Origin of the sequence: Acholeplasma laidlawii (genome assembly GCF_015709225.1) — a bacterium.
Taxonomy (GTDB): domain Bacteria; phylum Bacillota_I; class Bacilli_A; order Acholeplasmatales; family Acholeplasmataceae; genus Acholeplasma; species Acholeplasma laidlawii_A.
The window spans coordinates 1-15,073 of the sequence record NZ_JADNRS010000042.1; the positions used below are offsets into that span (position 1 = coordinate 1).

A 15,073-nucleotide genomic window follows, 5' to 3' on the forward strand; every position below is an offset into this window, starting at 1 on the left:
TATATTCATTGATGAAATCGATGCTGTAGGTCGTCAACGTGGTGCTGGTATGGGTGGCGGTAATGATGAAAGAGAACAAACATTAAACCAACTACTTGTTGAAATGGACGGTTTTGGTGCAAACTTAGGTATCATCATTATGGCTGCAACAAACAGACCAGACGTATTAGATCCTGCATTATTAAGACCAGGTCGTTTTGATAGACAAATTACAATGCAAGTACCTGATCAAAAATCTCGTGAAGAAATATTAAAAGTTCATGCACGTAGTAAAAAATTAGATCCAACTATTAAATTTAGTGAAGTTGCAATGCGTATTCCAGGATTTACGGGTGCTGATATTGAAAACTTATTAAATGAGGCGGCATTATTAGCTGCTAGAGAATCTAGAACAGTAATTTCAATGCAAGACATTGATGAAGCGGCTTACCGTGTAACTATGGGACCTGCTAAGAAATCTAGAAAATACTCACCAAATGAAAAGAAAATGGTTGCCTACCATGAAGCCGGTCATGCGGTTATTGGATTAAAGGTGAACTTAGCTTCTACTGTTCAAAAAGTAACTATTGTCCCACGTGGACGTGCTGGTGGTTATGCACTATATACACCAGTTGAAGAAAAATTCAACTATGCTAAAAGTGAGTTACTAGCAATGATTACTTCTGCTTTAGGTGGACGTGTTGCTGAAGAAATTATGTTTGATGATGTTACAACCGGAGCATATGATGACTTTAAACGTGCAACCAAGTTAGCACGTAGTATGGTTACAGAATATGGTATGTCTGATCTTGGACCTATCCAATATGAATCAGATAGCGGAAACGTCTTCTTAGGTAGAGATTACTTAAAAGATAAAAACTTCTCTGATGCAGTTGCATTAGAAATTGATAGAGAAGTTCGTGCGATTATAACAGAGTGTTACGAACATGCTAGAAAAGTAATTAACGAAAATAAAACTTTACTAGATAATATTGCTAAATACTTAATTGCCGTAGAAACACTTACTAAAACTGATATTGATGAAATAGCGTCTACTGGACAACTACAATGGTGGGATAACCGTGAAGTTGAAGAAGACTTAAAGAAAAGCGAATAAATATTTTGAGAATTGATAAATTTTTAAAAGTTTCACGCTTAATTAAACGTCGTAGCGTGGCTAAAGATGTTGCAGATGCACAACGTATTTATGTCAATGGCCAACTAGCAAAACCCGGTAAAACAGTAAAAGTAGGCGACCAAGTTCAATTGCATCTTGGCCTTAAAATTATTACTATTGAAATAACTTCACTCACTTTACTCAAAGACCAAGACATGTATACACTCATTTCCGAAGAAAAACGGTCTTTATGATCGTTTTTTAATGGAAATTATAATATAATAAGTAAGAATAAGGAGAAAATCAAATATGTTTCCTGATGATTTAAATGAACAACAAAAAATAAGACTTCAAAAAGTTGAAGACTTAAGAAAATTAGGTGTCGATCCTTTTGGACATCGCTTTGATCGCACACATTTATCAAATGAAATTCATGCTTCTTATGGTAATTTAACTCGTGAAGAATTAGATGCTAAAGAAGTACATGTTATTATTGCAGGTCGTATTGTATTAAGACGTACCCAAGGTAAAGCAGGCTTTATCCAACTACAAGATAAAGAAGGCCGTATTCAAGTATATGTTCGTCTAGATGCAGTAGGGGAATTCCAATTTGAATTATTTAAACACTCTGATTTAGGTGATATCGTTGGTATTAAGGGTGTATTATTTAGAACTAAAACAGATGAACTTACTGTTAAAGCAAGTGAATTTGTTCACTTAACTAAAGCTATTACACCACTTCCTGATAAATTCCATGGTCTACAAGACAAGGAAGAAGCAAGACGTCGCAGATATGTAGATTTAATTGTTAACGAAGATTCTATGCGTGTTGCAAGAACTAGTCCAAGAATTATTCGTGCATTCCAACACTATTTTGACTCTAACGGTTTTATTGAAGTTGAAACACCTGTACTACATCCAATTTTAGGTGGTGCAGCTGCTAGACCATTTGTTACACATCATAACACACTGGATATGGACTTCTACCTACGTATTGCTACAGAGTTACCATTAAAAAGATTAATTGTTGGTGGTATGGAACGCGTTTACGAAATTGGCCGTCTATTTAGAAACGAAGGGATTAGTGCTAAACATAACCCTGAGTTTACAACCGTTGAAGCTTACCAAGCATTTGGTGATGTTACAGACATGATGAAACTCGTTGAAGACTGTTTATCTAGTGTAGCTTTTGAAGTAAATGGTTCATATGATGTTGTATTTAATGATCAAACAATTCATTTAAAAGACTTTAAGCGTGCACATATGGTTGATTTAATTAAAGAACAAACTGGTGAAGACTTCTTTAACCACTATAGCCTAGATGAAGCTAAACAAATTGCTAAAAAGCATAACGTACAAGTGGAACCTCACTTTACAGTAGGCCATATCATTGAAGCATTCTTTAATGACTATGTTGAAAAAACAATCATCCAACCTACAATCGTATTTGGTCACCCAATAGAAATCTCACCACTTGCAAAATCAAATGATAAAGATCCTAGATTTACAGATCGTTTTGAATTGTTTATCATGGGTTCTGAATATGCAAATGCATTTTCAGAGTTAAATGATCCAGTAGATCAAAAAAATAGATTCTTAGATCAATTAAAACAAAAAGAAAAAGGCGATGACGAAGCATCCGAAATGGATATTGACTTTGTTGAGGCACTTGAATATGGTATGCCTCCAACTGGTGGTATTGGTATTGGTATTGATAGATTCATTATGCTACTTACAAATACACTAAATATTCGTGATGTTATCTTATTTCCTCACGCTAGAATTAAAACTAAATAATATATCAAAAAACCTCCAAAATATTGGAGGTTTTTGTTTATACTACATAATAAACTAAGATATCTGACCAATAGTTTCCGCAATCATATAAACAAACATAACTGTATAAGAAAGCGAGACTATGGATAAGGTAAATGTTATACCACTTCTTTTACTTCTTCTAATAATAAATACAATGAGAGAAATTAAAAACATAATAATCGGTATTCTAAAGTCATAAGTAAAAATAAAGCGAGACATAAAATTCATATGTATAGGATCATTATTCCCAATAGACTTATTCATGAATATAAATAATACCCCAATCATTGATAAAAAAAGTACTAATATGGTTAATGCTATATGTATCTTACCTAGTGTTTTCTTCATCTTTAAACCCCCGTTTAATAACTTATTTTATATATATATATATGATTTGTCAAATGATTGCGTTTATTAATGTGTGACTTACCTTATATTTCGATATAACTTCTATAGCCCCTTGATTGATAATAGCTATCTGCACCATTATGAAATATAAATGCACGGCCATATCTTTTTTCAGCATTTAAAGCACCACCTAAATCTCTTATAGATTTTGGTGTTGCAATCCATGATGAGGTCTTAAGATCAAAATCTTCTAGTGTTTGCATATATAGATACATTGTTTCTGTAACTAATTTTGAACCAAGATTACTTATATCTTTTTCAACACTTGATTCTGGTTTAAATTTCTTTCTGTCATGCCATGCTTTTTCGTCATAACAAAAACTTCTTCTGTTTGGAGATTCCTTAGAGAAATCTACATAATATAGTTTTCCTTCAAAGGCAATAACATCAACTTCTCCGCCACTATCTTCCATCTTTTGTAGAATTGTTAATATCTTTGGATCTTGTTTTATCTTTTGATAAACACTGTCCCAAGAGACACCCTCATGTCTATGTGGGTGTTTCTTAAATCTCTGTTCTAATATATCTAATAACTTCATAAAGTTACCTCCTTAGAGTTTTAGAAGTACAACGCCTATATTTGTATGTCTACCATACATGATCTTATACTTTTTATTAATTTCAACATTTGTTACAATAATCATTTTTTCTTCATTTGTATCTAAATCTAAGAATACTTGTCCAGTATATACGATTTCTTTATTATCTTTAGGTGAAATACCGCGCTTGTTATATTTAGTGAATAAAGCATTGATAACTGGTAGTTTATCTTTTTTAAGTGCACTTATATCTAGTGTTGCACCAATGGTAATATAAACACCAAATAATGCGAGTAACCCAGTAACACCTATAATGATCCAGTTAAATACCACCATCGACTGATCATTAGCATTGACATTCATATCAAATATAGTAAATCCACATACAACACATGCCGCTAAAAAGATAAAAAGTGCGTAACGTCTTCTTGAACTAAATTTAATTTTTAATATATCTTTTACTATCATTATTTTTTCTCCTTAGATACTTTTACCCATTGATTCAAACTTTGAGATTGATAGATAGCTTCTATGAGTTGCATAGAGTGTAGTCCATCTTCAAAGTTTGCATAATCCGATACAAAGTTTATATTTTCTATTTCATGATAAAACTGTCTAAAACTTTCTGTAAATGATTCTACAAACGTCACCGCTTGGTGTAGTTTGCCATTTTTAAGTGTATCTATATGTGTTGTTTCAATACCTTTAAATCGCTCATTTAAGGCGGCATATAGTATACTTGATGTCTTATCGCTATCTAGCTTAAAAGAGCCATTTAACCCTGATAGCGTGTAGCTAAGTAGGTTATCATTACCAATTAGTGATTGACTAATAGTTGCAGATCCAATCGCGTTTTTATCTGTCTTATAAATGACAACACCAATGTCTTCAGTATCTACAAGTTTTCCGCCTCTGATTGGGTATACTTGTTTAAATAATGCAGATACTTCTGTAATTTTATGTCCGGTTAAAAATTCTATTAAATCAAAATAGTGTGTACCAATATCGGCAATTACTCTTGTTAAACCACCATACTTTTGGTTGTCTCGCCAGTTATAAATATTAGGACTTGCTGCCCAACCTTGCGTGTATTCACCGTGTATTGATATGATAGGTCCAATATCCTCTATATGTGTTTTAACAAATTGGTTGTTTGCATAAAACCTATTATGGAAGTGTATTTTAGCAACCAAACCTTTAAATTTAGCTAAATGATATAACTTTATTGCTTCATCTACATTCATGGTCATAGGTTTCTCAAGTATGACATGTAAATTATGATTCAAAGCGTAAGATGCAATCTCGTAGTGTACATCGTTTGATGTACATATGTGAACAGCATCTAGCGCTTCTTTATCTATCATTTCTTTATAGTCTGTATAATATGCATGGATGCCTAGACTTTTGGCCTTTTCTTCTATTTGGTGTCTAGAACTGATTGAAACTACTTTAACATGATCTAATTTTCTTAATGCTTCTATATGTACTAATGAAATTCTTCCAATACCGATGATACCTACTTTATATGTTTTCATTTTAACACCTATATGTCAAACTTTTCTAATTTATTTAAAATATTTTGAGCATCTTCTTTATACCAATCAGGGTATTTTGGATCAAGAATAGTTTCTCTAATCATGTCGTTATATGCCACATTTTTTTGTCTAAGTAATATCGTAAGGGCGTTTCTTAAAAGCAATGTTTTACCACGCCATGTATAGGCATGTTTTCCGTATTTATCCATAAACTCTTTGTTTGTCAAATCAAACAAATCTTTGATGATAACATAGGATGTTGGCTTTTCTCTAAATGCTTCTACTTTATTTGAGTTCACACCTTTATTATACCGACACACACGTTGACATATATCACACCCCATTAAAAGCGTGTTCTTACTGATTTCATAATCAGTTAGAGCACGTTTTTCTTGGTTATACCCACTAATACAGGTTGGCCAATCAAAACCATTATCTAAAGCTTTTACAGGGCACGCTTTAATACATATCGTACAATCCCCACAAGATAGTTTATTTTCTTCAATTATTTCTGGATGTTTTTCTTTAGTAAGAACTAGTCCAATAAAGAAAAAACTACCTAAGTCTTTCTGAATCATTAAATTGTTTTTACCATGAAAGGCTAAACCTGTCATTTCTAAACACTTACGCTCATTAATTGTATGATTATCCACTAATGCCTTGTATTCAATATTTAGATCTCTTAGTGCTTCATGCATCATAGAACGCATGACATCATGATAATCATAACCATAAGTATACATCGATGCAGTTAGCTTATCCTTTTCATGTTTTAGGTATGTATTTGGATAACCTAAGCCTACAACAAAAATGGATTCATATCCTACGAGGTTATAATCAAATTTAATTGATTGGTATCTATCTGCATCAATAGTACCAACAAAATCAAATGCTTCTTTTAATTTTTCATACACCATTTAAAATCACCTAAAAGTTTATATATATGATTATAACATTATATGAGGTACCAGGTTTCAATTTAAGTCCTTTTTAAGGTAAGAAAAAGGAATGATTTCTCATTCCTTTATAATTCCTAATTCATCTGCAATTTCTAAGAAGATGCTGTCAATTGGATAATACTCAATATTGAGTCTCTTAAATATTTGTAAACTCATATCATCTAGTTTTTTATAGAGTGTTTCATCTATTTTTTCTTTGTTGGTAAGTTTTGATATGATTAATGTCTCAAAATTCAATAATTGTTCCATACTTTGTGCATCATAATTTTCTAAATCCAGAAGTTCATGTTGGAAATCTATTGTGTTTAACAATAAATTAACTTTTTTAGCGTCTACATTCATTGCTAAGTAGTCATTGTTATATACGTTAACCAATATTTTCTCGATTTCTTCCACTTGAGTATGAATATAATGAAATCCAAATGAAAAGTTGTCATGATCATCTTCATTATATGTAGGATCATCAATTAACTTGTTATATAGATGATCTACTACATTGAATACATTCTCAAATCTAAATAGTAATAATGAATCTAACTGTTTTAATTTCGAGAGTAGTTCTTCATGTTCAAGTAGCCATCCAGCATATTCATTGTAGATTAATTCATGTTCCATGTTCATACCTCACTAAATAATTTATTGAGTTATAAGAATAAAATTAAGCTTTATTTACTGAACCAAACATTGTTAATTTATCTTTAATAACTTGTTTCATAGCTACATAACCAGGATTTAATAATTTTCTTGGGTCAAATCCTTTAGATTCTAGGTCTTTACCTTCTTCAATGTATTTTCTAGTTGCAGCGGCAAATGCTAATTGTAACTCAGTGTTTACGTTAATTTTTGCAATACCTAATGAAATAGCTTTAGTAATTTGGTCTGCAGGAATACCTGTACCACCGTGTAATACTAAAGGTACACCATTTGTAACTTCACTTACAGTTTTTAATACACCAAAGTCTAAACCTTTCCAGTTTGCAGGGTATTTACCATGGATATTACCAATACCAGCAGCGAATAGATCTACACCAGTAGCTGCAATAATACGGCATTCTTCTGGATCAGCTAATTCACCAGTACCAACAACACCGTCTTCTTCTCCACCAATTGAACCCACTTCAGCTTCTACAGATACACCTACAGCGTGTGCAACTGCTACAACTTCTTGAGTTTTCTTTAAGTTTTCTTCAAATGGATAGTGTGAACCATCAAACATAACTGAAGTAAAACCAGCGCGGATTGCTTTAAAAGCACCTTCATAAGTACCATGGTCTAGATGGACTGCAACAGGAACACTAATGTTCATTGCTTTGTCTAATGTAGACACCATAGCCATTACGTTTTCATAACCACCCATGTATTTAGCTGCACCTTCTGATACACCTAAAATTACTGGTGATTTTAATTCTTCAACAGTAGATAATACTGCTTTAATCCATTCAAGGTTGTTGATGTTGATTTGTGCAACAGCATAACCTTCAGCCTTAGCTTTTTGTAACATTTCTTTTGCGGAAACTAACATTTTTTGAATCCTCCTTATCGTTTTGCCAATAGATATTATATATCTAATTGTATTTTTTTACAAACATTTAGGGTGATTATCGATTAATTTTGTTATTTTTAAGAGACATTTCTATAAAATCTCTAAATAACGGGTGAGGACGTAGTGGTCTTGATAAAAACTCTGGGTGATATTGTACACCAACAAACCAAACATGGTTTTTTAGCTCAACAATTTCTACTAAATTTTGGTTAGGATGTATGCCACTAAAGATAAAGTTATTATCTTTAAATAACGACTCATATTGATTGTTAAATTCATAACGATGTCTATGACGTTCTTTAATTAAATCTTGTCCATAAGACTTATATGCAACCGTGTTTTGTTCAATCTTACAATCATATAATCCTAATCTTAATGTCCCACCTAAATCAGTGCCTGGTGTTTCTAATGTATGGATAAGTGGCATCTTTGTATTCGAATCAATTTCTGTTGTTTCTGCATCTTTATAGCCTAATACATTTCTAGCATATTCAATGATTGCTAATTGCATACCATAACATATACCAAAGAAAGGTACGTTATGTTCTCTGGCATATTTGATAGCTAATAGCTTACCGTTAGTTGCCCTTTTACCAAATCCACCCGGCACTAAAATACCGTTACAAGACTTCAAGGTTTCTTCATAGTTATCACTCGTTAATTTTTCAGCATTTAACCATTTAATTTTAACTTCACAGCGGTGATGGAAACCTGCATGTTTTAGTGATTCTGATACCGATAAATATGCATCTTGTAGCGTCACATACTTACCTACAAGTCCAATAGTAATACGATGTTGTGGGGTTTTAATACGTTCAATTAAATCTATCCAAGAAGACATATCCGGTATCACATGATTATCTATTTGGAAATGTTTTAAGATATAGTCATCTATTTTTTGTTTTCTAAAGTTTAGAATAGATTCATAAATAACATTCACATCTAAAGATTCAAATACTGCTTCTTTATCCACATCACAAAATAAAGCAATCTTTTCCTTCACATCACTACTAATATTGACTTCACTTCTTAAAATAATAATATCTGGTTGAATACCGAGTGATCTTAACTCTTTTACGGAGTGTTGTGTTGGTTTAGTTTTAATTTCATTAGAAGCTTTTAAAAATGGAACTAATGTATTGTGTATGTAAAGCGTGTTTTTATACCCGAAATCACGTCTTGCCTGACGTATTGCTTCAAGATATGGTAACGATTCAATATCACCCACTGTACCACCAATTTCAGTGATAATAACGTCTGCACCAGATATTTGAGCTGCTTCTTTTAGTTTTAATTTGATTTCATCTGTCACGTGAGGAATAACTTGTACCGTTGCACCTAAATACTCACCTCTACGTTCCTTATTAATAACATTTTGATATATTTTACCTGTAGTAATAGAAGATTCTTTTGTTAGATTAATGTCGATAAAACGTTCATAATGCCCTAAATCTAAATCTGTTTCAGCACCATCATCTGTAACAAAAACTTCTCCGTGCTGAAAAGGACTCATTGTGCCTGGATCCACGTTAATATAAGGATCGAACTTTTGGGTAAACACCTTTAACCCTCTAGATTTTAAAATCTGACCGATTGCAGATGCTGATATACCCTTACCTAAAGATGAAACAACTCCGCCTGTAACAAATATAAATTTTGTAGCCATAATAGATTCCTTACCTTTCTTTAAATAAATAAAAAGTCTCCTAAAAAGGAGACTTCTTTGAATTGTCGAATTATGGTGTGCCCTTATTAATTGTATCAAAGACGCCTTAAAGTTTCAACACTTATATGAAAATATAATTACCAAAATTTTTAATTGACTTAAGGTTTCATTGCTCCAAATAAAACGAACCAAGGCACTTGATCGAGTGCTGGATTACCTGTCATATATACAATAATCACTATCCATGGTGCAATCCCTGCAATAGAACCCCAAATAAATGGACCCCAGTTAATTTTACTTTTAGCTTCGTTAAGTTGTTCCATAACAAGGCCAAAAAGGTTCATCGCAGCGTTCACAATAAAGATTAATATTAATGACCCAATATCGGTAATACCAAACAAGGTAGATATTAAAACGATCATAATAGAACTGCTTAATGCATATTCAAACCATCTAAATCTATTACTACCTTTTTCTAAATCTTTAGCATAGACATCAAATAAGTTATTTGGAATATCAGATTAATGCATGTGCCAGTGCCGAAATAATTAGAAAACTAGCAACTAATATACCAAATGGTAAGACAAATAGGTCTTTACTTGCTACAACTAGACCATTAATAGGTCCGTCATAAGTGATATAAAACTGTACAATTTGAGGTTACAGATTTAAAATACCATCCTTCAAAGTAATTCGTCTTTTGTAAGCCTTGATACTTATCGTCTCTAAACACATTTCTCATGTAATTTACCCTTTGTATATAGTTTAATTTGTTGTATCATTATTTACTTTTTTTACATATAAATGCACTTACTGATGGCATAAATAAACAAAAAAGAGGTTGCCCTCTTATTTGTCATACATATCTTCATAGTCATCCATGATGTCGTTGTAGTCATCTTCATCGTAGTCATCATCTAAGTCTAAATCAACGTCATCCAAGCCATCATCTTCGTCGGTTGAGACTAAATCTAGTCCAACATCAACATAAGCTTTTTCTTCTTTAATTTCTTCATCTAGTTCTTCATCGTCTTCCTCATCAAGTTCATCTTCGTTGTCTTCATCGACCAAGTCTACTTCTAAGTCTTCAATATCTGCTAAATTAAAATCTGAAAAGTCAATTTCATCATCAGAAATGTCTTCAATTTCTTCTGGAGAAATGAATGCGTAACCATCTTTATCCCAATATTCTAAATGTCCATCTTTTAGTGTCCATTTATCATCCCCTACAAAAACAAATTTACCTGATAAAGTAATATCCATGTATAGTTGTGTCATTGCATCTACATCTTCAATATCCATACCACTATGTTTAGCAGTAGCTTCAATTAGATCGTAAATTGACATAGGTTCTTTGTTTTCTTTAAGAATATATGTGATGGTCTCTAATAAAGATAATTCATTTAATTTTTTGTCAGCCATTTTGTGCCCTCCTAAAAACCGCTTATATTGTATATTAAACACTTCAATATTGCAACAACTTTTTGCAATTAAGATAAATTTTAATACTTTTGTCGGTTTTCTACAGCTTTAGTTAGTGTTAATTGGTCTGCGTATTTTAAATCAGCGCCTACCGGTAAGCCATATCCTAATCTAGATATTGTAAGATCTAGGTCTTTATATAATGATTTAATGTATTGAGCGGTGAGTTCACCCTCAACGTTGGAGTTCGTCGCAATGATGATTTCTTTGATTTCTTTAACTCTTTTAGTTAACTTATCAAAGTTTAAATCTTTAGGTTCTATACCTTTTGAAAAATCGATGAGTCCATTTAATACATGGTAGTTACCATGGAATGTTTTAGTTTTTTCAATAGCAAAAACATCTTTAGAATCCGCTACCACCATAATTTGGGTTTTATCTTTTGTTTCATCTTTACAGATTGAACATATATGGTCATCTGTTAGAAGACCACATATATCACAAAAAGATATTTTGGTTTTTAATTCTATAAGATGTGTTCCAAAATGCTTTAAGTCTTCACTATCCCAATTGGTTAAGTGTAGCGCTAAGCGTTCTGCAGTTTTTTCGCCAATGCCTGGTAACTTTTTTAAGTCATCAATAAGTTCTAGTATAATTGTTGGGTACATTAAAATCCTAATCCACCCATGCCACCTGAGAATTGTCCCATGGTTTCTTCTTGAGTTTTATCAATTTGTGCAAGTGCATCATTTACAGCAAGTAAAATAGCATCTTGTAGTAACTCTACTTCTTCTAGTAAAGCTTCATCAATTTTTACATCGATAACTTGTCTAGTGCCTTGCATAATGACTGTAACACCACTTGCTTTACCTGTGAATTCAGATGATTCAATTTGTTCTTGAGCATCTTGAATTTGTTTTTGCATTTTCTTTAATTTATTTAACATATTCGGATTCATATTTATTCCTCTACTTTCACTTTTTCTTTTCCAAAATATTCTACAGCAAACTCAACGATTTCAGGTACTTTTTGTTCTGATTTAGTTTCATTTATTGGAGTTTCATATAAATGGAGATCTATTTCTTTAAGTTTAGGTTTTGAAGTACCTGCATTGTACTGTGCTGCATAATCAGCTTTTAAAATCATCCAGTCCGGTTTAAATAGTACTGTGTAATCTCTGACTAATTTTTGCTTTTGATTTAATATATCTAAAACCTTTTGTTTAATTTCTGGCTTTAACATTGTCTTAGCCGTATATAAATCATCATATACTAGCAGCATGACATCCTCATTACCTACAGCTTCTAATGTGCCTTCACTTAAGAGTTCAGCAACAGGTTTAAGGCTTGGGTTATCATAATCTTTAAGTACTGGCCAACCTCTATTTAATAAACTACGCTTTTGTCTATCTGCATGGTTTAATATATCTTCTATTTCTTTAACAGTAACTAGCGCTTTAAGATTGGTTGGTCTAGAAGCTGGTGTGTTTTGTACATGTATTTTGACTGCTTCTTGGCTAACTTGAGTCTTATTTACCATGTCTTTTAATTTTAAGATGTCACTTTCTAGATGTGTGATTTTTTCTTCTAGTGAAACCATTTCAATAGATTCATGGTTAATCATCTTAATTAAAGCAAGTTCTAAGTATGCACGTTTAGAGGTTGTGAACTTCAGTTCTTGTTGTAAGTCATTTAGAATATCTAAATATGCATAGATTAAGTTTGGTTTGATATCTTTAAGATCCGGATATTTCTTATCTGGTCTTATTTTATCTAATAACACATCACGTAAAGCTAAGATAATATCAGATACCATACGTGCAATGTCTTTACCATCTTTAATAATTTGATTTAATAGATCTAGTGCCTTTTGAGGTTGTTTTAGATATATAACTTTTAAGAGTTCATTAATATATCTTCTAGATAAACCACCTGATACGGTATAGATATCTTCTTCAGTGATTTCATCATTTGTAAATGAGACCACTTGGTCAAGTAAACTTAATGCGTCTCGCATACCACCTTCTGCAGTACGTGCAATTGCAGTTAAAGCTTCTGGTGTGATTTTTAAATTTTCTTTGCTAATAATTTGTTTTAAATTTTCCTCTATTTGATCCATTTCAATGTTCTTGAAATCAAATCGTTGACAGCGACTTAAAATAGTTGCAGGTACTTTATGAGGTTCTGTTGTTGCTAAAATAAATACTACATACTTTGGTGGTTCTTCAAGTGTTTTTAAGAGTGCATTAAAGGCTGCTGTTGTAAGCATATGGACCTCATCGATAATATAGACTTTATATTTACCGATACTTGGTGTATATTTCACTTTATCTCTTAAATCTCTAATCTCATCTACACCATTATTCGATGCAGCGTCAATCTCAATAATATCTGGTACATCACCACGCTCAACACCTAAACAAACGTCACATTTACCACAAGGCTCTTTTGCTGGTGCTTCTAAACAGTTTAGAGCTTTAGCAACGATTTTAGCAACCGAGGTTTTCCCGGTTCCACGAGGACCAGAGAAAATGTAGGCATGTCCAAATTTTTCATTCAAGAGTGCATTTTGAAGGGTTTGAACAATTACTTTTTGTCCAAAAACATCTTTAAAAAACTTAGGTCTATAGGTACGATAAAGTGCTACATAACTCATTTTTTAAACACCCCTTCTAATGATAGTTCTTTTAGTCGCCTAATTATATCATATATAAGTTTGAAACTTAACTATTTGCCAAGACAGAATTTAGAAAATAATTCTGTCAATAAATCACCATATTGGTGATTTCCTAGAATTTCACCTAAGCGGTTCCAAGCAGTTGTAAGATCAACCGCATAGATATCAACAGGCATGTCATGGTGGATAGCGTTTATAACGCTTTCCAGTGATGTTTTAGCCTCTTTTAGTTTTTGTATATGACGGACATTAGATAAGTAATTAAAGTCCTTATCTACAAGGTTATCGAGTTTTAAAGTTTTAAGAATTTCTGATTCTAAAATACTTAATCCTTCTTTTTCTAATGTAGATATTTGAACATTTGTATCTATTTCTAAATATGATGGTAAATCTTTTTTATTTCCAATAATAATTCTATTCTTGTGTTCAGTTAACGAAAGAAGCATCTCATCTTCTTTTGTTAGTTTTTGACTTAAGTCTAAAATAAGTAAGACAAGTTCTGCTTCATGAATTGCTTTTCTACTTCGGTCTACACCAATCTTTTCGATTAAATCTAATGCATCTCTAATACCTGCAGTATCAATTAACTGTAAGGTTACACCGTCTAAGTTTACAAATGCATCAATAGTGTCTCTTGTAGTACCAGCAATATCAGAAACAATGGCACGCTCTTCATTAAGAAGTGCGTTTAATAAACTTGATTTACCTACATTTGGACGTCCAACAATGACTGTTTTAACACCTTCTCTAATGTACTGAGTACGTTTAGATTTGGTTAGAATATCATTGATTTCATCTAATAAATCATTGACTCTAGGATAAATAAGTTCTTTACTCATGATGATGGCATCATCATACTCTGGGTAATCAATATTCACTTCAATTTGTGCAATTAAAGTTAAAACTTTGGATTTTAAATTTTCAATCATGGATGAAGTATTTTTATTTAAAGCTTTATTAGCAACCTTAATTGCGTTTTCGTTTGTAGCGTGAATAATATCCATAATCGCTTCCGCTTGAACAAGATCAATTCGACCATTTAAAAATGCTCTTTTTGAAAACTCTCCGGGTTGTGCAAGTTCAATACCTGTTTCTAAAATACGCTCTAATACTTTTTGAGTAATCAGTATACCACCATGTGTAGATATTTCTACAACGTCTTCTTTTGTAAAAGACTTCGGTGCGATAAAAACAGAAATCATAACTTCATCTAAAATAGACCCATCTTCATTTAAGATGTGTCCATAATGAATGGTATGACTCTTAACCTTGTTTAAGTTTTTACCCTTAAATATTTGATTTACTTTTGAAATTGCTTCATCGCCTGATACTCTAATTACAGAAATACCTGCAGTCCCTAATGGGGTTGCGATTGCAGCAATGGTTTGAAATTGCATACTTCACCTGTTAT

At 32.2% G+C, this 15,073-nt stretch carries 17 protein-coding genes; 3 read left to right on the forward strand and 14 right to left on the reverse strand.

Annotation, left to right across the window (positions count from 1 at the left end; translation table 11 throughout):
• The 3 genes from IY230_RS04080 to lysS form a co-directional block, all read left to right on the forward strand.
• A partial coding sequence (locus IY230_RS04080) for an ATP-dependent metallopeptidase FtsH/Yme1/Tma family protein (RefSeq protein WP_196370048.1) occupies window positions 1–1,096 on the forward strand: 1,096 nt, incomplete at its 5' end.
• A 5-nt stretch (window positions 1,097–1,101) separates the two neighbouring features.
• A complete protein-coding gene (locus IY230_RS04085; protein WP_196370049.1) occupies window positions 1,102–1,350 on the forward strand; it encodes an RNA-binding S4 domain-containing protein in 249 nt (82 codons plus the stop codon).
• Window positions 1,351–1,405: 55 nt separating this feature from the next.
• Window positions 1,406–2,893 carry a lysine--tRNA ligase gene (lysS, locus tag IY230_RS04090; RefSeq protein ID WP_196370050.1) on the forward strand — a complete coding sequence of 496 codons (1,488 nt, stop codon included), beginning with the start codon at window positions 1,406–1,408 and terminating at the stop codon, window positions 2,891–2,893.
• A 54-nt stretch (window positions 2,894–2,947) separates the two neighbouring features.
• On the opposite strand, the gene IY230_RS04095 is transcribed toward lysS, so the two are convergent.
• From IY230_RS04095 to mnmE, 14 genes are all read right to left on the reverse strand, one after another.
• Window positions 2,948–3,262, reverse strand: coding sequence for a hypothetical protein (locus tag IY230_RS04095; protein ID WP_196370051.1), 315 nt, complete (start codon window positions 3,260–3,262; stop codon window positions 2,948–2,950).
• A gap of 83 nt (window positions 3,263–3,345) precedes the next feature.
• Entirely contained in the window at window positions 3,346–3,861 is a 516-nt protein-coding gene (locus tag IY230_RS04100) for a DUF4256 domain-containing protein (protein ID WP_196370052.1), read from the reverse strand.
• A 12-nt stretch (window positions 3,862–3,873) separates the two neighbouring features.
• On the reverse strand, window positions 3,874–4,329 hold the full coding sequence (locus IY230_RS04105) for a hypothetical protein (RefSeq protein WP_196370053.1): 456 nt from the start codon (window positions 4,327–4,329) through the stop codon (window positions 3,874–3,876).
• Entirely contained in the window at window positions 4,329–5,396 is a 1,068-nt protein-coding gene (locus IY230_RS04110; protein WP_196370055.1) for a Gfo/Idh/MocA family protein, read from the reverse strand. The genes IY230_RS04105 and IY230_RS04110 overlap by 1 nt, the downstream gene beginning before the upstream one ends.
• An 8-nt stretch (window positions 5,397–5,404) precedes the next feature.
• Window positions 5,405–6,313: an epoxyqueuosine reductase gene (locus tag IY230_RS04115; RefSeq protein WP_196370057.1), complete on the reverse strand. Its 909-nt coding sequence runs from the start codon at window positions 6,311–6,313 to the stop codon at window positions 5,405–5,407.
• 99 nt (window positions 6,314–6,412) lie between these two features.
• Complete coding sequence (locus IY230_RS04120; RefSeq protein ID WP_196370059.1) at window positions 6,413–6,970, reverse strand: hypothetical protein; 558 nt, start codon at window positions 6,968–6,970, stop codon at window positions 6,413–6,415.
• Window positions 6,971–7,013: 43 nt separating this feature from the next.
• Window positions 7,014–7,877: a class II fructose-1,6-bisphosphate aldolase gene (gene fba / locus IY230_RS04125; RefSeq protein WP_012243317.1), complete on the reverse strand. Its 864-nt coding sequence runs from the start codon at window positions 7,875–7,877 to the stop codon at window positions 7,014–7,016.
• A gap of 76 nt (window positions 7,878–7,953) precedes the next feature.
• Entirely contained in the window at window positions 7,954–9,564 is a 1,611-nt protein-coding gene (locus IY230_RS04130; protein ID WP_196370061.1) for a CTP synthase, read from the reverse strand.
• A 158-nt stretch (window positions 9,565–9,722) separates the two neighbouring features.
• Entirely contained in the window at window positions 9,723–10,079 is a 357-nt protein-coding gene (gene heR, locus IY230_RS04135) for a heliorhodopsin HeR (protein WP_196370171.1), read from the reverse strand.
• Between the two features lie 334 nt (window positions 10,080–10,413).
• The gene (gene rpoE, locus IY230_RS04140) at window positions 10,414–10,986 is read right to left on the reverse strand and encodes a DNA-directed RNA polymerase subunit delta (RefSeq protein WP_196370063.1); all 573 of its coding nucleotides are present in this window, start codon (window positions 10,984–10,986) and stop codon (window positions 10,414–10,416) included.
• An 80-nt stretch (window positions 10,987–11,066) separates the two neighbouring features.
• Window positions 11,067–11,654, reverse strand: coding sequence for a recombination mediator RecR (gene recR / locus IY230_RS04145; protein WP_196370065.1), 588 nt, complete (start codon window positions 11,652–11,654; stop codon window positions 11,067–11,069).
• Window positions 11,654–11,944 (reverse strand): YbaB/EbfC family nucleoid-associated protein, encoded by a 291-nt coding sequence (locus IY230_RS04150; protein ID WP_196370067.1) that lies wholly within the window; start codon window positions 11,942–11,944, stop codon window positions 11,654–11,656. Before IY230_RS04150 ends, recR begins: the two co-directional genes overlap by 1 nt.
• A gap of 2 nt (window positions 11,945–11,946) precedes the next feature.
• Window positions 11,947–13,641 carry a DNA polymerase III subunit gamma/tau gene (gene dnaX / locus IY230_RS04155; RefSeq protein ID WP_196370069.1) on the reverse strand — a complete coding sequence of 565 codons (1,695 nt, stop codon included), beginning with the start codon at window positions 13,639–13,641 and terminating at the stop codon, window positions 11,947–11,949.
• A gap of 71 nt (window positions 13,642–13,712) precedes the next feature.
• Window positions 13,713–15,059, reverse strand: coding sequence for a tRNA uridine-5-carboxymethylaminomethyl(34) synthesis GTPase MnmE (mnmE, locus tag IY230_RS04160; protein ID WP_196370071.1), 1,347 nt, complete (start codon window positions 15,057–15,059; stop codon window positions 13,713–13,715).
• Window positions 15,060–15,073 lie beyond the last annotated feature (14 nt).

Coding starts and splice junctions, on each gene's coding strand:
- IY230_RS04105 (WP_196370053.1), bottom strand. CDS start 4,329: ATGATAGTAAAAGATATATTAAAAATTAAATTTAGTTCAAGAAGACGT.
- lysS (WP_196370050.1), top strand. CDS start 1,406: ATGTTTCCTGATGATTTAAATGAACAACAAAAAATAAGACTTCAAAAA.
- IY230_RS04100 (WP_196370052.1), bottom strand. CDS start 3,861: ATGAAGTTATTAGATATATTAGAACAGAGATTTAAGAAACACCCACAT.
- recR (WP_196370065.1), bottom strand. CDS start 11,654: ATGTACCCAACAATTATACTAGAACTTATTGATGACTTAAAAAAGTTA.
- fba (WP_012243317.1), bottom strand. CDS start 7,877: ATGTTAGTTTCCGCAAAAGAAATGTTACAAAAAGCTAAGGCTGAAGGT.
- mnmE (WP_196370071.1), bottom strand. CDS start 15,059: ATGCAATTTCAAACCATTGCTGCAATCGCAACCCCATTAGGGACTGCA.
- IY230_RS04110 (WP_196370055.1), bottom strand. CDS start 5,396: ATGAAAACATATAAAGTAGGTATCATCGGTATTGGAAGAATTTCATTA.
- dnaX (WP_196370069.1), bottom strand. CDS start 13,641: ATGAGTTATGTAGCACTTTATCGTACCTATAGACCTAAGTTTTTTAAA.
- rpoE (WP_196370063.1), bottom strand. CDS start 10,986: ATGGCTGACAAAAAATTAAATGAATTATCTTTATTAGAGACCATCACA.
- IY230_RS04115 (WP_196370057.1), bottom strand. CDS start 6,313: ATGGTGTATGAAAAATTAAAAGAAGCATTTGATTTTGTTGGTACTATT.
- IY230_RS04130 (WP_196370061.1), bottom strand. CDS start 9,564: ATGGCTACAAAATTTATATTTGTTACAGGCGGAGTTGTTTCATCTTTA.
- IY230_RS04095 (WP_196370051.1), bottom strand. CDS start 3,262: ATGAAGAAAACACTAGGTAAGATACATATAGCATTAACCATATTAGTA.
- IY230_RS04150 (WP_196370067.1), bottom strand. CDS start 11,944: ATGAATCCGAATATGTTAAATAAATTAAAGAAAATGCAAAAACAAATT.
- IY230_RS04120 (WP_196370059.1), bottom strand. CDS start 6,970: ATGGAACATGAATTAATCTACAATGAATATGCTGGATGGCTACTTGAA.